The organism is Streptomyces sp. NPDC050508, assembly GCF_040655155.1.
GTDB lineage: Bacteria > Actinomycetota > Actinomycetes > Streptomycetales > Streptomycetaceae > Streptomyces.
This window is the reverse complement of sequence record NZ_JBFAJJ010000006.1, coordinates 504,952-527,156: the sequence shown is the minus strand read 5'-3', so window position 1 is coordinate 527,156 and position 22,205 is coordinate 504,952. Positions and strand designations below refer to the sequence as shown.

Genomic DNA, 22,205 nt, shown 5'->3' with positions numbered 1-22,205 from the left:
ACACCCCTTTTGAGTGGCTAACCGTCCGACCGCTTGCCAAAGACTCGGTCAAAGGCCCCAGAACACCCCGAACCTCACAGGGCTTTCTTAACCTTCAACAGACTTGCCACCCGAACGAGTTGCGCCCGCCGTGACTCCAGCCTTGACCCCGCCGTCCTTGGCCGCTGTCGGGGCCTCGAAAGACTCCAACGCTTCCAGGACGTCCTGGACACGGGAGATTTCGGCGTTGATGTCCTCGCGGCGGCGGACCAGCACCTCCAGGTCGCGCTTGCCCTCCTCGACCGTGCGCCGGGCCTCGCGGATCGCCTCCGCCTTCAGCTCCTCGGCCTCGCGGATGAGCGTCGACTTCTTCTGCTCTGCCTCCTTGAGGAGACCCTCGGCCTTCTTCACGGCGGCGATACGGACCTTGCCCGCCTCGGAGTTGGCCTCCGAGACCAGTTCCTTGGCCTTCGCCTGCGCCTTGCCGAGCTGCTCCTCGGCGGCCTTGATGAGCGCGTCGCAGCGGTCGCCGGCCGACCTCATCGTCTCGGCCGACTCACGGCGGGCCCGCTCGTGCAGGTTCTCGATCTCGTTCGTGATGCGGTCGCGCAGCTCCTCCGAGCGCTCCCTTATGGCGGTGGCGTCCCTGCGCGCGCCGACGAGCAGCTCGTCGGCGTCCGTACGGGCCTGCTCCACCCGGGTGTTGCCCTCGATGGTGCCCTCGGACACCAGCCGGTCGGCCTCGTTGCGGGCAGCGCCGACCATCGAGTCGGCCTGCGCCTCGGCGTCCGCCGTCGTCTTCTGCGCCTGCTGCTGGGCCTCGCTCAGCAGCTTGTCGGCCTCGGCCGCGGTCTCCGTGATGAGGGTGTCGACCTGCTCGGCCGCCTCGGAACGCCGTTTGTTGGCCTCCTTGCGGGCCTCGTCCAGCGTCCGCTCGGACTCCTCGCGCGCCGCCGAGGTGACCCGCTCGGCCTCCGCCTCCGCGTCCGCCTTGAGACGGTTGGACTCGTTGCGGATCCGCTCGGCGTGCTGCTGCGCGGAACCCACCGTGTCGGCGGCCTCGGCGCGCAGCCGCTCCGCGTCCCCGGTCGCGTCCGAGATCAGCTTCTCCGCCTTGGCCACGGCCTCCGAACGCACCCGCTCGGCCTCGTTGATCGTCTCCGTCTGGAGCCGCTCCGCCTCCGCCGTCACCTCGGTGATGAGGGTGTCGGCCTGCGTCGCCGCGTCCGAACGGATGCGGTTGGCGTCCTCACGGGCGTCCGCCCGGGCCCGCGCCGCGTCCTGGTCGGCCTGCGCGATCGCGTCCGACGCCTCCGTGCGCACCTGCTGGGCGTGCTCGGCGGCCTCCGACCGCAGCCGCTCGGACTCCGCGATGGCGTCCGAAACGGTGCGCTCCGCAAGGGCCTTGGCGGCGTCCGTCTCCTCGCTCACCCGCCGCCGCAGGCGGTTGGCGTCCTCGGTGGCCCGCTCCCGCTCGCTGTAGGCGTCGGCGCGGACCCGGTCCGCCTCCTCCTGCGCCTCGCGCCTGACCCGGTCCGCGACATGCTCGGCGGCCGACCGCAGCCCGGTGATCTCCTCCTGGGCCTGGTCGTGCAGCCCGGCGACGGACTCCCGTACCTGCTGGGCGTGCTGCTCGGCGCCCGACACCATCTCGGTGGCGCGCCGGTCGGCCTCCTCGACCAGCCGTACAGCCTCGGCCTGAGCCTCCTCCACGCGGTTGCGCGCCGAGGCCAGCAGCTCCTCGCTCTGCTCGCGGGCCTGCTCGCGCTCCTGCCCGGCCTCCTCACGGGCCGACCCGAGCAGCTCCTCGGCCTCACGACGACGCCGTACGGCCTCCTCCTGGGCGGCGGCCAGCGTCTCCGACGCCTCGATGGCCAGCCGCTCGGCGGCGGCCTGCGCCTCCGCGCGGACCCGGTCGGCGGTGTCCTGCGCCTCGGTCTTCAGCCGCTCGGCCTCGGCCGACGCCTCGGACCGCAGGCGTACGGCGATGGCCTCGCCCTCGGCACGGGACGCGGACGCGTCGCCCGCGGCCTCGTTGCGCAGCCGGTCGGCCTCCGTCTCGGCCTGCGCCTGGAGGGAGCGGATGCGGTCGGCGGCCTCGGCGCGCAGGCGTTCCGACTCCTCGGCGGCCTCGCGGCGGATCCGCTCGGCCTCCTCACGGGCGTCGGTGAGCGCCTGCTCGGCAGCGGTGAGCCGCTCCTCGGTCTCCGTGTGCAGCCGCGTCAGACCCTCGGCGGCCTCCTCGCGGCGTGCCTCTATGGCCCGCTCGGTCTCGTCGCGCAGGTCGCGGGCGGCCTGTTCGGCATCCGCCTTGATGCCCTCTGACTGCTCGATGACCTCCGAGCGGTGCCGCTCCGCCTCCTTGCGGGTGCGGTCGAGGGTCTCCTCGGCCTGCCGGCGCAGGGTGGTGGCGCGCTCGATGGCCTCGAAGCGGACCTTCTCGCTGTCCGTGGTGGCGGTCTGGCGCAGCTCGTCGGCGTCGACGCGGGCCTTGGACAGCAGTTCCTCGGCGGTCTTGGCCGCCTCCTCGATCTGCTGGACGGCCTCACGGCGTGCCTCGGCGCGGATGCGCTCGCCCTCGCCGACCGCGTCGGCGCGCAGCTGCTCGGCCTCGCCGCGCAGCCGGCGCGCCTCCTCCTGCAGCTCGACCGTCTTGGCGCGGTACTCCTTGGTGTCGTCCTTCGCCGCGCCCTTGAGGCCCTCGGCGATGTCGTGCGCCTGGGCGCGCAGCCGGTCGGCCTCGGCCTCCGCCTCGGAGCGGATCCGCTCGGCCTCCTCGGCCGCGGCCTTCGTGGTGTTCTTGGCGTCCTCGGACGCCTTGTCGAGAACGTCCTCGGCGGTCCGGGCAGCCTTGGCGAGCTGGGAGGCGGTCTCCTCGGCGGTGAGGCTGCGGGCGTTCTCCTCGGCCTCCGCGACGATCTTGTCGGCCTTGGCCTGGGCCTCGGCGACGATCTGCTCGGCGTCCGCCTTGGTGGTCTCGGCCTCCTTGGTGGCCTCCGTGACCAGCCGGGCGACCTGCTCCTTCGCCGTGCGCGTGCGCTGCTCGTTGGCCGACTCGGCGCTGGAGAGGGCCTTGGCGGCGGCCTCCTTGGCCTCGGAGAGGACCTTCTCCGCCTCCAGGCGCGCCTCACGCAGTGAGGTGTCGGCCTCCGCCATGCGCGTCTCGGCGGCCCGGCTCAGCTCGGTGGCCTGACGGCGGGCGCTGTCCGACTCGTTGACCGTGGAGCTGCGCAGCTGCTCGGCGTGGTCGGTGGCCTCCTGGGCCTGCGAGGAAGCCGCGTTCAGCAGCCGTTCGGCGTCCGTGCGGGCGCGGCGCAGGAGTTGCTCGGCCTCCGCGCGGGCCGCCTCGGCGTCCATCTCCAGCCGCTGCCGGGCCTCGGTGGCGACCCGCTCGGCCTCGGCGCGGGCGGCGGCCAGGGCCTGGTCGGCCTCGGTCCGGGACTCCTCCACGAGACGGCGGGCCTGGGACTCGGAGCGGGCGCGCAGCTGCTCCGCCCACGACACGTTCTCGTTGACGTGCGACTCGACGGTCTGCCGGCGCTCCGCCAGCTCCTGGTCGAGCTGCTGGCGCCGGGTCACCGCCTCCTGGTGCAGCTCCGCCTGGAGCCGGGCCGCGTTCTCCGCGTGCTCCTGGAGGATGCGCTGGGTCTGCGCGCGGGCCTGGCTCAGCTCCCGCTCGGCGTCCTGCCGCAACTGGTCGGCCTGGACCTGGGCATTACGAAGCATCTGCTCGGCCTGATAGCCGATGTCACCGCCGTCGTAAGCCGGTCGGGACATGAGGGTGCGGCGCGCCTCGTGCAGCTTGGCGCGCAGCACCTCGACCTGGTAGCCGAGGTCCTCGGCATGCTGGATCGCCTTTTCCCGCTCGGTCTTCAGCCGCTCCATCTCGGCCTCGAACCGAGAGAGGTGGTCGACGTCAGCCGCCGGCTCTCGCTCCTGGCGTTCGTAGCCCCGCACTGCGCGGTCCCATCCGTCCCCTGGTCGCGGTTTACTCCAACGAGCTCCGTCCATCCATCGAACGGTGCTCCCGGGGAATGGTGTCAGATCAACGACGGAGCATGGGCTGCTGCCCGACGCTCGCCCCCCGAAACCCGGACCCCGGCATGCGGTCGTCCTGGTTGCGAGCGACGACCGACCCCAACCCTACCGGCCCATATGTACGAGGGTCAGTGCTCAGGTGACTCAACAGGCGCCGAAGTGACCAGTTCTGTCAGTACGCCATGGCAATCCTTTGGGTGCAGGAACGTGATCCGTGACCCCATGGAGCCGCGCCGGGGCTCCTCGTACAGAACGCGTACGCCCTTCCCCCGGATGTCCGCGGAGTCTGCGTCCACATCCGCCGTACCGAAGGCGATGTGGTGGACCCCCTCCCCGTTCTTCGCCAGCCACTTTCCTACGGCGGAGTCCTCGCGGGTGGGTTCGAGGAGCTGGAGGTAGGAGGCGCCGCCGTCGTCCGTGTTGTTGATCTTCAACATGGCCTCGCGTACGCCCTGCTCCTCGTTGACCTCGGAGTGGAACACCTCGAAGCCGTACGTGGCCCGGTAGAACTCGACGGTCGTGTCGAGGTCGAAGCAGGCGATCCCGATGTGGTCGATTCGCGTCAGCATGTATGTAGTGCAGCGCTCACCGGGTGGTTACGCAACGTGCGCGCGATCACACCGACGGCCCGATGACGGGGTGGTCTACCGCTCAGTACATTTCAAGTAAACCCTCGTTCACTCCTCAGCTGAAACACGCTGGAAGGGGATCGCACCTCATGTCTGGAACGAACAGCACGACCTCGGTGATCGTCGCGGGCGCCCGGACGCCCATGGGACGGTTGCTGGGCTCCCTGAAGTCCTTCTCCGGAGCCGACCTCGGCGGCTTCGCGATCAAGGCCGCCCTCGACCGTGCGGGTATCGGTGGCGACCAGGTGCAGTACGTGATCATGGGCCAGGTGCTCCAGGCCGGGGCAGGGCAGATCCCGGCACGCCAGGCCGCCGTCAAGGCGGGCATCCCCATGAGCGTCCCGGCGCTCACCATCAACAAGGTGTGCCTCTCGGGCCTCGACGCCATCGCACTCGCCGACCAGCTCATCCGTGCAGGTGAGTTCGACGTGATCGTCGCGGGCGGCCAGGAGTCCATGACCAACGCCCCGCACCTGCTCCCCAAGTCCCGTGAGGGCTTCAAGTACGGCGCGATCGAGATGCTCGACGCGATGGCCCACGACGGCCTGACCGACGCCTTCGAGAACATCGCGATGGGCGAGTCCACGGAGAAGCACAACACGCGCCTCGGCATCGACCGCCCTGAGCAGGACGAGATCGCCGCCCTGTCCCACCAGCGGGCGGCGGCCGCCCAGCAGAACGGCGTCTTCGAGGCCGAGATCACCCCGATCGAGATCCCGCAGCGGAAGGGCGAGGCCGTCGTCTTCAGCAAGGACGAGGGCATCCGCGCGGAGACCACGGTCGAGTCGCTGGGCAAGCTGCGCCCCGCGTTCACCCGGGACGGCACGATCACCGCCGGCACCTCCTCGCAGATCTCGGACGGTGCGGCGGCCGTGGTCGTGATGAGCAAGACCAAGGCGCAGGAGCTGGGCCTGGAGTGGATCGCCGAGATCGGCGCCCACGGCAATGTGGCGGGACCCGACAACTCGCTCCAGTCGCAGCCGTCCAACGCGATCCTGCACGCCCTGAAGAAGGAGGGCCTGGAGGTCGAGAGCCTCGACCTGATCGAGATCAACGAGGCCTTCGCCGCCGTGGCGGTGCAGTCAATGAAGGACCTCGGGGTGTCCACGGAAAAGGTGAACGTCAACGGCGGGGCCATCGCCCTGGGTCACCCCATCGGCATGTCGGGCGCCCGCCTGGTCCTGCACCTGGCCCTGGAGCTCAAGCGGCGCGGTGGCGGGGTCGGCGCGGCGGCGCTGTGCGGCGGCGGCGGTCAGGGTGACGCGCTGATCGTGCGGGTACCCAAGGCCTGAGCATGTCGTTCGGATATCTCGGACATATCTAGGAACGGAGCTGTGATGGAGGACGTCGCCTCGCTGGTGGCCCAGGCCAGGGAAGGCCGGCCGCGGGCCGTGGCCCGGCTGATCTCGCTGGTGGAGGGGGCGTCCCCCCAGCTCAGGGAGGTCATGGCGACGCTCGCACCGCTGACCGGCGGGGCCTACGTCGTGGGTCTCACGGGATCGCCGGGCGTGGGCAAGTCGACGTCCACGTCCGCGCTGGTCATGGCGTACCGCAAGCAGGGCAGGCGGGTCGGCGTCCTGGCCGTCGACCCGTCCTCGCCGTTCTCGGGCGGCGCCCTGCTCGGCGACCGCGTCCGCATGTCGGACCACTCCTCCGACCCCGGCGTCTACATCCGCTCGATGGCAACCCGCGGCCACCTCGGCGGCCTCGCCTGGTCGGCCCCGCAGGCGATCCGCGTCCTCGACGCGGCGGGCTGCGACGTGATCCTGGTGGAGACGGTCGGCGTCGGCCAGTCGGAGGTGGAGATCGCCTCCCAGGCCGACACCTCCGTCGTGCTCCTCGCCCCGGGGATGGGCGACGGCATCCAGGCGGCGAAGGCCGGAATCCTGGAGATCGGCGATGTCTACGTCGTCAACAAGGCCGACCGCGACGGCGCCGACGCGACCGCCCGCGAGCTGAACCACATGCTCGGCCTCGGCGAGTCCCGCGGCCCCGGCGACTGGCGCCCCCCGATCGTCAAGACGGTCGCCTCCCGCTCCGAGGGCATCGACGAGGTCGTGGAGGCCCTGGAGAAGCACCGGGCGTGGATGGAGGAGCACGGCGTCCTCGCGGAACGCCGCGCGGCCCGTGCGGCCCGCGAGGTCGAGACGATCGCGGTCACGGCGCTGCGGGCGCGGATCGGCGACCTGCACGGAGACCGCCGGCTGAGCGCGCTCGCGGAGCGGATCGTGGCGGGCGAACTGGACCCGTACCGGGCGGCGGACGAGCTGATCGCGGGCATCACGGAGGGGTAAGTCGCTGGTCAACGTCCTTGTGGCGCTGCTACGTTGACCGACATGTTCCTCCTCATGGCATAGGGCACGCCGAACACACCGGCGTCCCTTTCCCATGCCTCCAGTTGAGGAACATTCGCATGTCCGCGTCTTCTTCCACGCCGACTTCGGCGTGCCCTTCGTATGCCGCCGTGCTCCAAGTCCCGTACGCCCGCCGCACGTTCGCCGCCGCGCTCACCGGCCGCCTCTCGTACGGCATGGTCTCCTTGGCGGTCCTGCTCGCGGTCGTCCGCGCCACCGGCTCGTACACCGCCGCCGGCACGATCATGGCCGTCTTCGGCGCCGCGACCGTCCTCCTCCTGCCCCTGCGCGCGGCCCTGGTCGACCGCCACGGCCCCCGCCGCGCCCTCCTCCCCATGGCGATGCTCTACGGCGGTCTCCTGTGCGTCCTCGCGACGGTGACCTGGCGCCCGGGGACGCCGGAGGTGGTGCTCGGCGCGGTGGCCGCGCCGGCGGGCATGTGTGCGCCCCCACTTGGACCCACCATGCGCTCCGTGTGGGCCGAACTCCTCGATGACCGTGGGCTGTTGCAGCGCGCGTACAGCCTCGACGGCGTGGCCGAGGAACTCCTGTACGTCATCGGCCCGTTGGCGGTCGGCTCGCTGCTCACCTTCGCTCCACCGGCTGCCGGGGTCCTGCTCAGCGCGGCCCTGATCGTGACCGGGACGACCGCCTTCGTCATGTCACCGGCGCTGTCCGGCGTACGCGTGTCCGCGGGCGCCGGGCGGGGGTTGAGGCCGGCCCGGGTTCGCGGGCTGCTCGGTCCGGTCGTCGTGGCGCTGGGGATGGGGCTCGCGTTGAGTGCGGTCGATCTGTTGGTGATGGCGTTCGCTCAGCAGCGGGGGTACGGCGAGGACGTCGTGCCCTGGGTGCTGGCCGTGCTGTCGGCGGGCAGTGCGGTGGGTGGGTTGCTGAACGGTGCGGTGAACTGGCGTGTGGCCGCGCGGGTTCGGCTTTCGGGGGCGGCGGTGGGGCTTGGGCTGGCGTTGGCCGCGGCCGGGTTCAGCTCGGGGGTGTGGTCACTCACCGTGGCGGTGGTGTGTGCGGGGTTCTTTGTGGCGCCGGCGTTGACGACCGCGTATCTGCTCGCCGACGAGGTGGCTTCGCCGGAGGCGCGGACGCAGGCGGGGGCGTGGGTCAACATGGCGGTGAACGCGGGGAGTTCGGGTGGGTCGGTGGTGACGGGTCTGGTTCTTGGGCGGGTGCCGGTGGGGGTTTGTTTTGTGATCGCCGGGGTGGTGGCGGGTGTTGCGGGGGTTGTGTCTTGTCTGCGGGTGCGCTGTGGCTGGTCGCGCAGTTCCCCGCGCCCCTGAAAGAGACAACTGGGCCGGCATAATCAGCCTGTCCGGCGTTTGAGGACGAGGCCGTTCAGGCCGAAGCGGGGGCCTGGGGGCGGCAGCCCCCAGACGTCCCGCCCAGCCTAGGGACGACCCCGTTGGCCTCGCAGGTGTTCCGCGATCGGCTTCAGGGTTTTGTCGAGTTCCGACAGGCCCTCGGCGGAGACGAGGTCGATGAAGTGCCGCCGTACGGACGCCACATGATGGGGCGCGACCTTCTGCATCGTCTCCAGCCCGTGCTCCGTGAGCACTGCGTACAGTCCCCGGCGGTCCGACTCGCAGTTCTCACGTCGTACCAGGTCCGCGTTCTCCATGCGGGTGATCTGGTGCGAGAGGCGGCTCTTGGACTGGAGGGTGGCGGCCGCGAGGTCGCTCATCCGCAGCCGTTGGTCCTCCGCCTCGGAGAGGTTCACCAGGATCTCGTAGTCGTTCATCGTCAGGCCGAACGGCTGCAGGTCCTTTTCGAGTTGGTACGTCAGCAGCCTGTTGACCTCCAGATGGGTGCGCCAGGCGCACTGCTCCTCATCGGTCAGCCAGCGCGTGGCCGTCTCGGTCTCCATAAATGAAGTCTACCTAAAATGTTGAAAGGCGAACTAGTGAGGGTGGCGTGACGGCGCGCACACGTTCGACGTCACACTCCGCAGACTACCGCTCACAGCCCGAAGCGACGCTGGAGATCCCCCAGCTGTCCGGGAAGGCGCGGTGCGCCCGCTTGCTGTGAAGGGCCTGTGGAGGACCCGCCCCCACCGGGTACCCCGGGCTCGTGCGGAACGGCCCCCGTGGCCTGCTCGGCCATGAGGGTCTCCGACGACTGGAGCAGCACCGTACCCGCCCCCACGAACTCGAACTGGTGCTCCTCCCCGGAGGCTCCGCCGATGCCCGTCATCGCACGTAGACCGCCCATCAGGCCGGTCATGTAGCCGTGGTCGTAGTGATGGCAGGGCGAGGGGCAGTCCGCCCAGCCGACGAGCGCCTGCGGGTCCACCCGGATCGGAGGTTCCATGAACACCACCGGGCCGTTGGAGGCAGCCACGAACTTGCCGGTTCCGATCAGTGTCAGAAAACCGGGAACGATCGACTGCTTGAGAGCGAGAGTTGGCTGAAAAGCGAGCAGGTTGCCCGAGCGAATGGTCAGGTTGCCGTCTTCGAGGTCGTACGAGTTGACGTCGAAGGCCCGGTCGGCGAGCAGCATCTTGCCCGAGCCCTCCGCCACGACCCAGTCGCTCGCGTGCAGAGGCGAATGGAACGACGTGCGGACAAGTCGGTCGAGTCGCCCGTGCCCGATGCCGTTGAACTCCATCGAGCCGTAGTAGGCGATCATCTTCCCCTTCTGCAGGAACCACTGGCTCCCCTTGAGCTCCACACAGAAGGTGTACTTGTTGACGTTGTCGTCGACCGGGAGCGTCATCGGGTCGTGGACCGTGGGGCCGGACCCCGCGTACTGGCTCACAGCTTCTCCTCCGACGCCTGGACGTACACCGCGCCGCTGCCGCTCAGCTCCAGCTGGAACGCCTCGCCGGAGCCCCGGCCCACCATGTCGCGCCAACCGAGCGCCGCGGACAGCTTGTTGCGTACGTCGCCGTGGTGGGCGACGTAGGCCTGCGGGTCGACATGGACGGGTCTGCCGGGGGTGATCGGCACCTCGAAGACACCGCCGTGGGCCATCACGGCGACCGAGCCGCGCCCCTGGAGGGTGGTCGTGAACAGTCCCTGGCCGGTGACCTGGCCGCGGACCATGCCCATGACGCCGCCCTGCGAGCCCATGAACATCGTGCCCTGCTGGAGGGTGCCCTCGAAGGCGAGCAGGCGGTCGGCCTCCACGTAGAGGGTGTCGCCGGTGAGCTCGATGATCTGGATGTGGTGGCCGCCGTGCCCGAACATCACGGTGCCGCTGCCCTCGACGGACATCAGGGGAGTGGCCTCGTTCGCCACCCGGCGCCCGATCATCGACATGACGCCGCCCTGGCCGCCCTGGATGTTGGGGGTGAAGGACACCTCGCCCTTGTACGCGAGCATCGCGCCGCGCTGGCTGTACAGCCGCTGGCCCGGCACCACGGTCGCCTGGATCATCTTCGAGTTGATCTCGGTGAACGCCATGTCACACGTCCCCCGCGATCGTGTTCCGCTCGCTGGGCTGGACGTACACGAGCCCGTCCCCCTCGAAGCGGATCTGGAAGGCCTCGCCGCCGCCCTCCCCGAAGAGGGTGCGGAAGGTCACACCGGACTGGAAGGACTGCTGCAGGTTCCCCTGGTGCGCGATGTAGGCACCGGGGTCGACGGTCAGCGGGTACTGCCGGCTGACCCGGAGCACCACCGCCGGGCCGTCCGACATGATCGCCGCCTGGCCGTGCCCCTCGACGGTCGTCGTGAACAGCCCGTTGCCCTGCGACGCGCCGCGCAGGCCGGTGAAGGTCGTCCCCGTCCGCAGCCCGGCGTCGGTCGCGAGCAGATTGCTCGACTCCACGTACAGCTTGTCCCCCTGGAGACTCACGAGGTTGATCTCGGAGGCCCGGTCCGCGAACCAGCACGTCCCCTGCCCCCTCACCTCCATCACCGTCATCTGCTCACCGGTGAGCCGCCGGGTCACCATCCCCCGGATGCCCTCACCGCCGCCGGTCATCTTCTTGAAGGCCATCTGCCCGTCGTACGCGACCATCGAGCCGTTCTTCGCCTTCACGGCGTCCCCGGTCATGTCGACGGCGAGCACCTTGCTGCCCTGGAGTCGAAACATCGCCACGGTGCGAAGGTAACCGCAGGGGCGCGGTCGAGGACAGGGCCCGTGGGTGGAGAACGACCCTGACCTGCCCCCTAGGGCAGACCTAGAGCGTGTCGCGGGACGCGTTCAGCCGGATCACGGCGGTGCCCGCGCGCAGGTCGACGGTGGACCAGGGCGGCGCCCCGTCCTCCTCGTCGTCCCTCATCACCAGCGCGCTCTGCCGTTCCTTCAGCTCGGTCTGCTTCCCCGGCGACAGGCTCGCGTGCAGCTGCTCGAACCCGGTCGCGGATATCTGCCCCTGCCGGCCGGCGTTCCGCCAGGGGAGCATTCCGGCGCGGCCGATCTTCAGGAGCAGCTGGTCGAGGAAGGCGAGCGCGGTCAGCAGGACCACCAGTCCGGGCAGCGTCATGAAGAAAACGAACTGCACGGGCACTCCCGGGGGCTCGGCGGCGGACCCCCAGTCTCCGCACGCTCAGCCGTTTGCCACAATGGGTGAACGTTTGTGCTCGCGTTCACAAACCGTCGACGTACCTCCCACCGAAGGTGACCCGTGGACATCAAGACCGCCTCAGCCATCCGCCGCCTCCGCCTGATCTCCGTGCCGGAGGGCATCTCCTGGCTCGTGCTCGCGACCTGCACGGTCATCAAGTACACGGTCGACTCCGGCGTCGACGTCGCCCGCTGGCTCGGGCCGATTCACGGCGTGCTGTTCATCCTGTACGTGATTTTCTGGCTGGATGCCTGGAACCGCACCAAGTGGGACCGGAAGACCGCCGCCTGGTACTTCGCGTACTCGATCATTCCTGGCGGTGGCTTCGTTGCCGAACGACGCCTGCACCGCGCGAGCCAGGACGCGATCATCGCCGCGCGCGCCCGCCAGGAAGGAATCGTGAACGCATGATCGTCGCCTTCTCCGTGACGCCGCTCGGTGTCGGCGAGGACGTGGGGGAGTACGTCGCCGACGCCGTCCGCGTGGTCCGCGAGTCCGGCCTGCCCAACCGCACGGACGCGATGTTCACGTCCATCGAGGGCGACTGGGACCAGGTCATGGACGTCGTCAAGCGCGCGGTCGCCGCCGTCGAGGCACGCGCCCCGCGCGTCTCCGTGGTCCTCAAGGCGGACATCCGCCCCGGGGTGACGGACGGCCTCACCTCCAAGGTGGAGACGGTCGAACGGCACTTGGCGCAGTAGCCCGGCGCGGACACCGCCGAGCCGGGGGAGTCAGGGGAGCCAGGGCTTGAGGCCCTGCCCCGCTGCCCCCAACACCTCACCCGGCGTCAGCTCATCCGCTCGTTCCACCACGACGAGCCCCCACCCGTGCCGGCGCACCACGTCGAGCGTCACCGCGCGCTCGCGCCGCAGATACGTCACCGCCGACGCGAGGTCGGCCACGGGCGGGCTCACCTCGTAGGCGGCGAGCTTTCCGACGTACCGGTCGAGCCACTCCGGCCCCTCCCGCTCCCCGGCCCGGGACAGCGCCGCCCCGGCATCCCCGTCGAGGAAGACCACGACCGGGCGGACCGCCGCCAGCACGCCCGTGAGCTCGGCCATGAACGCGTCGATCGCCTCCTCGCCGTGCCCCATCGCCAGCAACGTCGGCACGAACGGCACCAGCGCGTCCGCGATCACCACGTCGTCGCCGCGCGCCAGAACCGACTCGACGAACCGCTCCGTCGTCGCGACCAACGTCTCCAGTCCGACAGCTCCGCTCGCCCCGAACTCCTCTGCTACTGCGGCGAATTGGGGTCGGCTCAGGATCTCCTCCTCACAGAAGTGATCCACCCGCAGCCCCGCACCGGCGAGCGACCGGGACAGCCCGGCACACAGCGTCGACTTGCCCACACCGGGAGCCGCTCCCCACACCGACACCAGCACCGTCACCGCCAACTCCCCACTCCAGCCCCGCAGTCGCTCACCGCACCCGCGCCAGCGCCGCACTCAACCGCGACACCACCGCCAACTCCGGCACTGAGCCCAGAGTGGCGACGACCTGACCGCTCCCGAACTCCCGTTGTTCGGCGGTCACTTTCGGGTCGATGGCGCACTCGGCCTGTACCCGCACATAGTTCAGCGCGGTGGCGAAAAGCATCGCGAACGACTGCGGACCCCGTACGACGGCACGCCCACCGGCGCCCCGATAGGCCCGCGCCACTCGCACGCCGGCCTCGACGTCCCCCTCGTTGCCGCCCGACCATACGAACAAGGCGCGGGCCAACTCCCGTTCCGCCGAAGCGGATCCGGCGTTGTCCCAGTCGAGGAGGACGGGACCGTCCTGGCCGACCAGAACGTTCTGGGGTTGCAGATCGAGATGGGACGTCACCAGGTCTCCGGGGTCGGACGGGGTCACCCAGTGCGCCAACTCCCTTGCGGAGGTGGCGATGAACCGGCCCAGCGCGTCCGCCCACGGCATCCCCGCCCGCCGCACCTTCCCGTGCAGCTCCTTCCACTCGGCGTCCTGCGGGCACCGCTCGTACCACGAGCTCGGCATCCTGGTCTCGCCCTCGCCCGCCCTGTGCAGCAACGCCATGGTCCGCCCGAACCAGTCCAGGACGCCCGGATCGGAGGTGTCCGCCGGGGTGCCGTCGATCCAGTCGTACAGCTTGACGTGGGAGCCGTCGGAAGGTGACGGGAGGTGGGAGACGTGCGTCCCCTCCCGATTGGGCATCAGTCGTGGCGACGCGATGCCCAGCTTCTCCGCGGCCTCCCGTAACGCGGCCTCCCGGCGGATCTGGTCCTCGTCGCAGCCGAAGAGGAGTTCCTTGACGGCCCACGAGGAACCGTTGCCGGACAGCTTCCAGATCTGGCCCAGCGCGCCCCGGGTGACGGGTGTCATCGTCCACGGTCCGGTGCCGAGCGCGTAGGTCTCGGCGACGAGGTCGGCGGTGTCGTGCATACGGATGCCTTTCGGAGCGCCGGAGATCACCAACGGCGGCATTCTCGCCGAGCCGCTCGTCGGGCGGGGTTCCGCCGCCAGGGGCAACTCCCCACCCACCTGGACGCACCCAGTTCGACATGCCCCTATATGTCCACTTGTGTGTGAGTATCGGCTCGGTCGATCTTCGGAACCCCACCGTTCCTCGGTCCCCGGGCGTCGATCACTCCTCAATCATTGGAGGGCGCTGTGCGGCCGGAGGGCTACGACTACGACACCTACAGCCGACTGGCCGGACCGCTCACCGAGCCGTCCGGTGCGTCGTACCAGGTGCAGTACACCTCGCTCCTCGCGCGCGAGCCCCACCGAATACGCGCTGTCCTCCTGATGAGCCTCGCCCCGGTGCTCACCGCCGCCCTGCTCGTCTATCTCGTCTGGCCCACCCACTGGGTGGAGCGCGAGGGCGGTCAGGAGTGGATGGTCGGGCTCGACGTCACGATGCTGATAGCCATCGGCCTCATCGAGCTGTTCATGGTCGTCAACGTCGCCTCCGTCGCCCACGCCACGCTGGTCGCTCGCGACCCGATCCCCGTCGTCTCCGCCCCCGGCACCCGCGTCGCCTTCCTCACGACGTACGTCCCCGGCAAGGAACCCCTCTCCATGGTCCGCGCCACGCTGGAAGGCGCAGTCAACGTCACCCACGCCGGCCCGGTGGACGTCTGGCTCCTCGACGAAGGTGACGACGAGCAAGCCAAGGCCCTGTGCGCCGAGTTGGGCGTACGGCACTTCACGCGGCACGGAGTTCCCGAGTGGAACCGCCCCAAGGGTGTCCACAAGGCCCGTACGAAGCACGGCAATTACAACGCCTGGATCGCGATGCACGGCGGCGACTACGAGTTCTTCGCCTCCGTCGACACCGACCACGTCCCGCTCCCCAACTTCCTTGAGCGGATGATGGGTTACTTCCGGGACCCGGACGTCGCCTTCGTCGTAGGACCGCAGGTGTACGGGAACTACCACAACCCCGTCACCAAGGCCGCCGAGTCGCAGCAGTTCCTCTTCCACGCGCTGATCCAGCGCGCCGGCAACCGCTACCGCGCCCCCATGTTCGTCGGCACCAACAACGTCGTACGGATCGCCGCCGTCAAGCAGATCGGCGGGCTGTACGACTCCATCACCGAGGACATGGCCACCGGGTTCGAACTGCACCGGCACCGCAATCCCCTGACCCGTACGCACTGGCGGTCCGTCTACACCCCCGACGTGCTCGCCGTGGGGGAGGGGCCCGCCTCCTGGACCGACTTCTTCACGCAGCAGATGCGGTGGTCGCGGGGCACGTACGAGACGCTCATCAAGCAGTACTGGAAGGCGCCGTTCACGATGCCTCCGGGGCGGTTGTTCTCGTACACGCTGATGCTCGTCTACTACCCGATGACGGCCGTCAACTGGCTGCTGGGCATCATGAGTTGCTTCCTGTTCCTGTGGTTCGGGGCCTCCGGTACGCAGGTCGCCGCGTCCGTGTGGCTGATGCTCTACAGCGATGCCGCGGCCCTCCAGATCGGGCTCTATCTCTGGAACCGGCGGCACAACGTCTCCCCGCACGAGCCGGAAGGGTCCGGCGGGCTCGCGGGCATGGCGATGTCGGCGCTCTCCGCGCCGATCTATCTGAAGTCCTTCGGTGAGGCGCTCGTCCGTCGGCCGAGCCGGTTCGTCGTCACCCCCAAGGGCGGCGACGCCAGCCCTGACCGGGTGATGACCTTCCGCATCCATCTCTTCTGGGCGATCCTCCTGGCGACCTCGCTGGCCGCCTCCGTCGTCCTCGACCACACCCACGCGGCCATGCGCACCTGGGCCGTCCTCGCGATGGTCATCTCCCTTGCGCCGCTGGGGGTCTGGGTCGGCTCGCTGCTCAAGGAGCGCCGGGAACGGCGGTCGCTGCTCGGCGGTACGCGCACCCTGGACACCGCCGAGCCCGCGCTCGCCACCACCGGGGCCGGTCCGTCCGTCTCCAGCACCACGACAGGGGGCAACTAGACCATGGCCTTCCAGCCGTCCCAGAAAACCAGGAAGACCGTCCTCGGCATCGGCGGCGTCGCGGTCCTGGCCGGTCTCAACGCCCCGGCCGCCTTCGACTTCGCGAGCGAGCAGTACCACGACTACAAGATCACGCGGCCCGAGTACATGGCCAAGTACGGCTCCTGGGACCAGGTCGACATCCCGAAGGAGTACCGCACCAACGCCATCCACGCCTCGCTCCTGCACACCGGCAAGGTCCTGATCGTGGCCGGTTCGGGCAACGAGCAGAAGAAGTTCAACGCGGGGTCCTTCGACACCGTGCTGTGGGACCCGAAGGCCAACACCTTCAAGAAGATCCCCACCCCGGTCGACTTCTTCTGCGGCGGACACAGCCAACTCCCCAGCGGCAACCTGCTGGTGGCCGGTGGCACCGCCCGCTACGAGCTGCTCGACGGCGAGGTCAAGCGGGCCGGCGGCGGTATGCGCGTCAAGAACGAGAACCCCAACAAGGCGATGTTCCTCAAGAAGGGCACCGTCTTCCGCTCCCCGGCCGGCGTCGACTACGTCAGCAAGTTCGACGTCACCGTCCCCAGGGCCAAGCGCGAGTTCAAGGTGACGTACAACGCCCGCCATGTGATGCAGCCCTGGCAGACCCAGGTCACCGCGAGCGAGGTCCGCGTCTTCGTCGAGGCCGCCGAGGCGGGCCCGATGTCGGTCACCGAGAAGCAGGCGCAGTACGACGTAGTCGGTCTCAAGGGCAAGGACGCGAACAACACGTACGGTCTCTCCGAGAAGATCACCCTGGAGAAGCAGGACTACCAAGGCATCCGCGCCGCCTACGAGTTCGACCCCAGGGCCGAGCGGTACATCGCCGTCGACCCGATGGAGAAGGCCCGCTGGTACCCGACCCTCGTCGGTCTCGACGACGGCCGCGTCCTCGCCGTCTCCGGCCTGGACGACGTCGGTGTCATCGACCAGGGCGACAACGAGATCTACGACCCGAAGACCAAGAAGTGGACCCCGGGCCCCAAGCGGTACTTCCCCACCTACCCGGCCCTCTTCCTCACCAAGGGCGGCAAGCTCTTCTACCCGGCCTCCAACGCCGGTTACGGACCCGCCAACAAGGGCCGTGAGCCCGGCCTTTGGGACCTGAAGACCAACAAGTTCACCAAGGTCGCCGGACTGCGCGACCCCGACGAGACCGAGACCTCGTCCTCACTTCTCCTCCCGCCCGCCCAGGACCAGAAGGTGATGATCCTCGGCGGCGGAGGCGTCGGCGAGTCCAAGAAGTCGACCCCGCGCACCGCCGTGGTCGACCTCAAGCAGGACAGCCCCGCCTTCAAGGACGGCCCCAACCTCCCGCAGGGCACCCGGTACTTGAACAGCGTGATCATGCCGGACGACTCGGTCTTCACCACCAACGGCTCCTCGGACTACCGCGGTCGCAGCGCCAGCAACATCTTCAAGGCGCAGTTCTACGACCCGAAGGGCAACGCCTTCCACGAGGCCGCCGCCCCGATGGTCGGCCGCAACTACCACTCCGAGGCACTGCTGTTGCCCGACGGCAGGGTCGTCACCTTCGGCTCCGACCCGCTCTTCGACGACCAGGCCAACACCAAGCTCGGCCACTTCGAGCAGCGCATGGAGATCTTCACCCCGCCCGCGCTGCACAAGAACGGCAGCAACAGGCCCGTACTGCAGGACGGTCCGGAGAGCCTGGACCGCCACCACCGGGCGACGTTCCGCACCGACCACCCCGAGCGGGTCGTCAAGGCCCGCCTGATGCGGCCGAGTTCGGTCACGCACACGACGGACGTCGAGCAGCGTTCCATCGAGCTGGGCCTCGTCAAGGACGGCAAGTCGGTGACGGTGGACGTCCCGAAGGACCAGGCGCTGGTGCCGCCCGGCTGGTACATGCTGTTCGTGACGGACGCGCAGGGCACGCCGTCGGAGGCGAAGTGGATCCAGGTCAACTGAAGTCGGCGACTACGCCTTGGAGTTGCGTGCCAGCTCCAAGGCGTACTCGGGCCACCACTGCCCGGCGTCCGGACCGCCCTCGCAGGTTCCGTCCGACGCCCCCGGCCGCTTGATCCACAGGTAGGCGTCCAGGGCGGGTTCGCCGGTGTCGGTGGTCGGCCGGGTGCCCAGACCCCGGCCCGGCGGATTGCACCAGGCGCCGGCCAGCGGCCCGTTGCCGTTGCGGCTGGTGTCGACGACGAAGTGCTTGCCGCCGAGGTCCCGCGACAGACGCAGGCCGTACTTCTTGGTCACGGCGTCCGTCTGGAAGTTGGAGACGTTGAGGGAGAACCCGTCGGCCTCCTGGACACCGGCCCGCTTCAACGGTTCCACGAGCTGCCAAGGGTCCCGGATCCAGGCCGGGTTGCCCGCGTCGAGATACACCTTCGTACCCGACTGCTGCTTCAGCCGGACGACCGCCTCGCTCAGCAACTGCTCCCGCTCGCCCTGGTATTCGCCGGGAGTGCACCCGTCCACCATGTGCGCGACGGCGTCCGGTTCGAGCACGACCAGCGCCTTGGAGTTGCCCAGCGCCTCGGCGAACTTCCCGATCCACGCCCGGTACGCGTCCGCGTCCGCGGCCCCGCCGGCCGAGTGCTGACCGCAGTCCCGGTGCGGAATGTCGTACGCCACGAAGAGCGCCGTACGCCCCTCCTGACGCGCGGACGCGGTCGCCGCCCGCACCACCGGGCCGGGGTCGATCTCACCGGCCGGCCACAGCGCGGCCGGCTCGTCGGCGATCCGCTTGAGGAGGGCGGCGTCCTGCTTGCGCCCCTCCCGCTCCCACATCTGGATCTGCTCGGCCGCCGGACTCACCGGGTCGACCCAGAAGGTCATGTCGGCCACCGGCCCCTTGGACCGGGCACCGGCGACGGAGGCCTCGTCGACGTCGGACGCGGACGAACAGCCCACCGCGAGCCCGAACACCGTGAGCACCGCGAACGTGTGGATCAGCCGGGACATGCTGCTCCCTTGCGCGAGGGTGACGTTCAGTGACGATTCGTCAGTAATTGTGGACGATTCGTCACCGTGCCGGGCCCTGGCGCGCCGGTCAGCCGCCCCCGGACGCCAGCGCGATCCCCAGCGGTGTCCGCTCGTACAGCACCTGGTGGCCGTAGCGCCGCGCGGTGAGCAGGCCCGCGTCGCGCAGCACCGTCAGATGCGCGGACACCGAGGAGGGCGCGAGGCGGAGGCGGTGGGCGAGGGCGGTCGTCGTGGCGGGTTCGTCGAGTGCGACCAGTACCGCGGCCCGGCCGCGCCCCAGCAGTCGTAGGAGTGCGTCGGGTGTGTGGTCGGCGGGTTCGGCCCACAGGCCGCCGATGCCGCGGGCCGGGTAGGCGAGCGTCGGCTGCCAGGGGTGCTCGAAGGTGCTGACCACGTCGGGCCAGATGAAGACGCTCGGCAGCAGCACCAGGCCCTGGCCGCCGAGGCGGCGCTCGTGCTCGCCCCGGAACCGGACGGTCAGCGTCCCCGCGTCCCAGCCGCACTGCCGGTTGATCTCCGGCAGGAGTCCGCCCAGGCCGACCTCGGCGAGCCGGCGCGAGTGGAAGGCGATGTCCGCCTCCAGCAGGGCGCGCAGCCGTGGCCAGTCCGGTGCGACGAGGGCGTGCCAGACGGCCTCCATCGCGTCCGCGAGTTCCTCGATCATGCGGGCGGGGTCACGCAGCCAGGCCCGGCCGCGCGCCGACTCCAGGGCTCCCGGGGTGTCCGCCAGCGACTTGGCCGTGTCCTCCCGGGCCGCCGCCGGATCGGTCGCACGGACGGCGGCGATCTCCTCCTCGAAGCCGGCCGCGGGGACGAGCGGCGGCGGGCACAGCCAGTCGGGACAGTGGCCGGACCGCGGCATCAGCAGCCACAGCGGCGCCAGGTCCAGGCCGGCCGCCGCCGCGCCGGTCCGCCGCAGCCAGCGCGTGTGATAGCCGTGCCGCTCGGGCCGCTTGAGCGTACGCACCACCTCCTGCGTCTCCCAGAGCGGAGACACGGCGAACCGGCACCTGAGGAAGTCGTCCTCCCCGAAATACAGCCGCGACGGCATGCCCCACCTCCGGAAGATTCGGCCGTACCCGAAACTCTAGGGCGCGGGCGCGCGGACGGGCACGCTGCCGGTCATGCTCCAAGCCCCGCCGGCGCCTCCCACCGGCTACCGCCGCGTCTTCGCCGTCCCCGAGTTCCGCATCGTCTTCCTCGCCCACGCGCTGTCGCTGCTCGGCGTGATCGTCACCGAGATCGCGCTCTCCGTGCTCGTCTACGACCTCACCGGCTCGCCCCTGATGAGCGCGCTCACCTTCGCGCTGGGCTTCCTGCCGTACCTGATCGGCGGGACGCTCCTCGCCGGGGTCGCCGACCGGTTTCCGGCCCGGCGGGTGCTGGTGCTGTGCGACCTGGTGTGCGCGGGATGCGTCGCGGCGATGGTGGCGCCGGGCACGGACATCGCCGTACTGCTGCTGCTCCGCTGCGCTCTGGCCGTCGTCTCGCCGGTGTTCGCGGGCACCCGGATGGCGACACTCGCCGACATCCTCGGCGACGGCGAACTCTTCGTCCTCGGCCGCTCCCTGCTGCGGATCGTGTCGCAGAGCGCACAGCTCGTCGGCTTCGGACTCGGCGGGCTGCTGCTCACCGTCGTCTCCCCGCGCCACGCGCTGCTGATCACCGTGGGCACCTTCTTCACCTCGGCCGCACTGCTGCGCTTCGGCACCCGGCACCGGGCCGCCCGGACCGGTGCCAGGGGCGCGCTGCTGACGGACTCCCTCAGGGGCGCCCGGCAGGTGCTCGCCGACCGGCGGACCCGGGCACTGCTCCTTCTCTTCTGGCTGCCGTCGATGTTCTCCGTCGCCCCGGAGGCCCTGTCCGCCCCGTACGCCGCCGGGCTCGGCGCCGGCTCGACCGGGCTCGGGCTGCTGATGTGCGCGCTGCCCGTCGGCACGGTCGTCGGCGAGGTGTACGCGGGCTCCCGGCTGCGCCCCGCCACCCGGGAGCGGATCGCCCTCCCGCTCGTCTGCTGCACGCTGCTGCCGTACGTCGGCTACGCCCTGCGCCCGGGCCTGGCCGTCTCGTTGCTGCTGCTCGTCGTCTCCGGCGCCGGGGCCGCGTACGCGCTCGGCGTGGACCAGTGGTTCGTCCGGGCCGTGCCGCACGAACTGCGCGGACGGGCCATGACGCTGCTCTCCGCCGGACTGATGACGATCCAGGGCGTGGGCATGGCCCTGGCGGGCGTCGCCGCCGAGTTCGTCGGGGTGCGCGGGGCGGTCGTGGGGGCCGGGGTGCTCGGCACGGTGTGCTGCGGGCTGCTGGCCGCGGAGGCCCGCAGGACCGAAAGGCGAGACGGGGCTGACCACGATGTGACCGGCCGGTAAGGTCTGGTGCCGTGCCAAAGCCCCTCAGTCTCCCTTTCGACCCCATCGCCCGCGCCGACGAACACTGGAAACAGCGCTGGGGAAACGTGCCGTCGATGGCCGCCATCACCTCGATCATGCGGGCACAGCAGATCCTGCTCGCCGAGGTCGACGCGGTCGTCAAGCCGTACGGACTGACCTTCGCGCGGTACGAGGCGCTGGTGCTGCTCACCTTCTCCAAGGCGGGCGAGCTGCCGATGTCCAAGATCGGCGAGCGGCTCATGGTGCATCCCACGTCCGTGACGAACACCGTGGACCGGCTGGCGAAGTCCGGTCTCGTCGCCAGGCGCCCCAACCCCAACGACGGCCGCGGCACCCTCGCCTCCATCACCGACAAGGGCCGCGAGGTCTGCGACGCGGCCACCCGCGACCTCATGGAGATGGACTTCGGGCTGAGTGCCTACGACGCCGAGGAGTGCGGGGAGATCTTCGCGATGCTGCGCCCGCTGAGGGTCGCCGCCGCGGACTTCGACGAGGACTGACCCCGGGGCCGACCCGGGGAAAGATCGCCCCGAACCGGTCGTTACGCTCGTCCTCATGAAAAAGAGCGTGCTGACCCGCTACCGCGTCATGGCCTACGTCACGGGTGTCCTGCTGGTCCTGCTGTGCCTCAGCATGATCGCCAAGTACCTGCTCAAGATCGACGGTGCCGGGAGCTTCACCGAGGTCGTCGCCATCGCGCACGGCTGGCTGTACGTCGTCTACCTGCTCTTCGCGTTCGACCTGGGCTCCAAGGCGAAGTGGCCGGTCGGCAAGCAGCTCTGGGTGCTGCTGGCGGGGACGATCCCGACGGCCGCCTTCTTCGTGGAGCGGAAGATCAGCCACGAGCTGGAGTCGAAGATCGTCGAGCCGACTCCGGTCGCCGCCAAGGCCTGAA

General features: G+C 70.1%; 21 protein-coding genes. 10 read left to right on the top strand and 11 right to left on the bottom strand.

Going from position 1 to position 22,205, the window contains the following annotated elements:
* Positions 1-87: 87 nt before the first annotated feature.
* Both scy and mce read right to left on the bottom strand, forming a co-directional pair.
* Positions 88-3,936 carry a polarized growth protein Scy gene (gene scy, locus AB0I69_RS20630; RefSeq protein ID WP_363097064.1) on the bottom strand — a complete coding sequence of 1,283 codons (3,849 nt, stop codon included), beginning with the start codon at positions 3,934-3,936 and terminating at the stop codon, positions 88-90.
* A 209-nt stretch (positions 3,937-4,145) separates the two neighbouring features.
* A complete protein-coding gene (mce, locus tag AB0I69_RS20625) occupies positions 4,146-4,586 on the bottom strand; it encodes a methylmalonyl-CoA epimerase (RefSeq protein ID WP_363097063.1) in 441 nt (146 codons plus the stop codon).
* Between the two features lie 149 nt (positions 4,587-4,735).
* On the opposite strand from mce, the gene AB0I69_RS20620 reads away from it, so the two are divergent.
* The 3 genes from AB0I69_RS20620 to AB0I69_RS20610 all read left to right on the top strand — a co-directional run bounded on the left by AB0I69_RS20620 (position 4,736) and on the right by AB0I69_RS20610 (position 8,292).
* Positions 4,736-5,938 carry an acetyl-CoA C-acetyltransferase gene (locus tag AB0I69_RS20620; protein WP_363097062.1) on the top strand — a complete coding sequence of 401 codons (1,203 nt, stop codon included), beginning with the start codon at positions 4,736-4,738 and terminating at the stop codon, positions 5,936-5,938.
* A 45-nt stretch (positions 5,939-5,983) separates the two neighbouring features.
* Positions 5,984-6,940 carry a methylmalonyl Co-A mutase-associated GTPase MeaB gene (gene meaB, locus AB0I69_RS20615; RefSeq protein ID WP_363097061.1) on the top strand — a complete coding sequence of 319 codons (957 nt, stop codon included), beginning with the start codon at positions 5,984-5,986 and terminating at the stop codon, positions 6,938-6,940.
* 119 nt (positions 6,941-7,059) lie between these two features.
* On the top strand, positions 7,060-8,292 hold the full coding sequence (locus tag AB0I69_RS20610; RefSeq protein WP_363097060.1) for an MFS transporter: 1,233 nt from the start codon (positions 7,060-7,062) through the stop codon (positions 8,290-8,292).
* Positions 8,293-8,399: 107 nt separating this feature from the next.
* Here the strand turns inward: AB0I69_RS20610 and AB0I69_RS20605 are convergent, their stop codons facing one another.
* From AB0I69_RS20605 to AB0I69_RS20585, 5 genes are all read right to left on the bottom strand, one after another.
* Entirely contained in the window at positions 8,400-8,876 is a 477-nt protein-coding gene (locus tag AB0I69_RS20605) for a MarR family transcriptional regulator (RefSeq protein ID WP_363097059.1), read from the bottom strand.
* Positions 8,877-8,968: 92 nt separating this feature from the next.
* Positions 8,969-9,766: an AIM24 family protein gene (locus AB0I69_RS20600; protein WP_363097058.1), complete on the bottom strand. Its 798-nt coding sequence runs from the start codon at positions 9,764-9,766 to the stop codon at positions 8,969-8,971.
* Positions 9,763-10,413 (bottom strand): AIM24 family protein, encoded by a 651-nt coding sequence (locus AB0I69_RS20595; protein WP_363097057.1) that lies wholly within the window; start codon positions 10,411-10,413, stop codon positions 9,763-9,765. Before AB0I69_RS20595 ends, AB0I69_RS20600 begins: the two co-directional genes overlap by 4 nt.
* Position 10,414: 1 nt before the next feature.
* Positions 10,415-11,047 (bottom strand): AIM24 family protein, encoded by a 633-nt coding sequence (locus AB0I69_RS20590; protein WP_363097132.1) that lies wholly within the window; start codon positions 11,045-11,047, stop codon positions 10,415-10,417.
* Positions 11,048-11,135: 88 nt separating this feature from the next.
* Entirely contained in the window at positions 11,136-11,459 is a 324-nt protein-coding gene (locus AB0I69_RS20585) for a DUF6191 domain-containing protein (protein WP_363097056.1), read from the bottom strand.
* A 123-nt stretch (positions 11,460-11,582) separates the two neighbouring features.
* Here AB0I69_RS20585 and AB0I69_RS20580 point away from each other — a divergent pair, with 123 nt between their 5' ends.
* Together AB0I69_RS20580 and AB0I69_RS20575 are read left to right on the top strand one after the other, a co-directional pair.
* The gene (locus AB0I69_RS20580) at positions 11,583-11,933 is read left to right on the top strand and encodes a DUF3817 domain-containing protein (protein WP_363097055.1); all 351 of its coding nucleotides are present in this window, start codon (positions 11,583-11,585) and stop codon (positions 11,931-11,933) included.
* Positions 11,930-12,223: an MTH1187 family thiamine-binding protein gene (locus AB0I69_RS20575; RefSeq protein WP_363097054.1), complete on the top strand. Its 294-nt coding sequence runs from the start codon at positions 11,930-11,932 to the stop codon at positions 12,221-12,223. The genes AB0I69_RS20580 and AB0I69_RS20575 overlap by 4 nt, the downstream gene beginning before the upstream one ends.
* Positions 12,224-12,253: 30 nt before the next feature.
* Here AB0I69_RS20575 and AB0I69_RS20570 read toward each other — a convergent pair whose 3' ends face one another.
* Together AB0I69_RS20570 and AB0I69_RS20565 are read right to left on the bottom strand one after the other, a co-directional pair.
* Complete coding sequence (locus tag AB0I69_RS20570; protein ID WP_363097053.1) at positions 12,254-12,913, bottom strand: hypothetical protein; 660 nt, start codon at positions 12,911-12,913, stop codon at positions 12,254-12,256.
* Positions 12,914-12,944: 31 nt separating this feature from the next.
* On the bottom strand, positions 12,945-13,925 hold the full coding sequence (locus AB0I69_RS20565) for a phosphotransferase (RefSeq protein WP_363097052.1): 981 nt from the start codon (positions 13,923-13,925) through the stop codon (positions 12,945-12,947).
* Positions 13,926-14,153: 228 nt separating this feature from the next.
* On the opposite strand from AB0I69_RS20565, the gene AB0I69_RS20560 reads away from it, so the two are divergent.
* Together AB0I69_RS20560 and AB0I69_RS20555 are read left to right on the top strand one after the other, a co-directional pair.
* Positions 14,154-15,938: a cellulose synthase catalytic subunit gene (locus tag AB0I69_RS20560; RefSeq protein ID WP_363097051.1), complete on the top strand. Its 1,785-nt coding sequence runs from the start codon at positions 14,154-14,156 to the stop codon at positions 15,936-15,938.
* A 3-nt stretch (positions 15,939-15,941) separates the two neighbouring features.
* On the top strand, positions 15,942-17,897 hold the full coding sequence (locus tag AB0I69_RS20555) for a kelch motif-containing protein (RefSeq protein WP_363097050.1): 1,956 nt from the start codon (positions 15,942-15,944) through the stop codon (positions 17,895-17,897).
* A gap of 9 nt (positions 17,898-17,906) precedes the next feature.
* Here AB0I69_RS20555 and AB0I69_RS20550 read toward each other — a convergent pair whose 3' ends face one another.
* Both AB0I69_RS20550 and AB0I69_RS20545 read right to left on the bottom strand, forming a co-directional pair.
* On the bottom strand, positions 17,907-18,899 hold the full coding sequence (locus tag AB0I69_RS20550) for a glycoside hydrolase family 6 protein (RefSeq protein WP_363097049.1): 993 nt from the start codon (positions 18,897-18,899) through the stop codon (positions 17,907-17,909).
* A gap of 88 nt (positions 18,900-18,987) precedes the next feature.
* A complete protein-coding gene (locus tag AB0I69_RS20545) occupies positions 18,988-19,971 on the bottom strand; it encodes a DUF5937 family protein (protein WP_363097048.1) in 984 nt (327 codons plus the stop codon).
* 73 nt (positions 19,972-20,044) lie between these two features.
* On the opposite strand from AB0I69_RS20545, the gene AB0I69_RS20540 reads away from it, so the two are divergent.
* Genes AB0I69_RS20540 through AB0I69_RS20530 form a run of 3 tightly spaced genes read left to right on the top strand, consistent with a single transcriptional unit; the run spans position 20,045 to position 22,204 of the window.
* Entirely contained in the window at positions 20,045-21,289 is a 1,245-nt protein-coding gene (locus AB0I69_RS20540) for an MFS transporter (protein ID WP_363097047.1), read from the top strand.
* A gap of 11 nt (positions 21,290-21,300) precedes the next feature.
* Complete coding sequence (locus tag AB0I69_RS20535) at positions 21,301-21,810, top strand: MarR family transcriptional regulator (protein ID WP_363097046.1); 510 nt, start codon at positions 21,301-21,303, stop codon at positions 21,808-21,810.
* Between the two features lie 55 nt (positions 21,811-21,865).
* Positions 21,866-22,204, top strand: coding sequence for a DUF3817 domain-containing protein (locus tag AB0I69_RS20530; RefSeq protein WP_200715382.1), 339 nt, complete (start codon positions 21,866-21,868; stop codon positions 22,202-22,204).
* The last annotated feature ends 1 nt before the right edge of the window (position 22,205 follow it).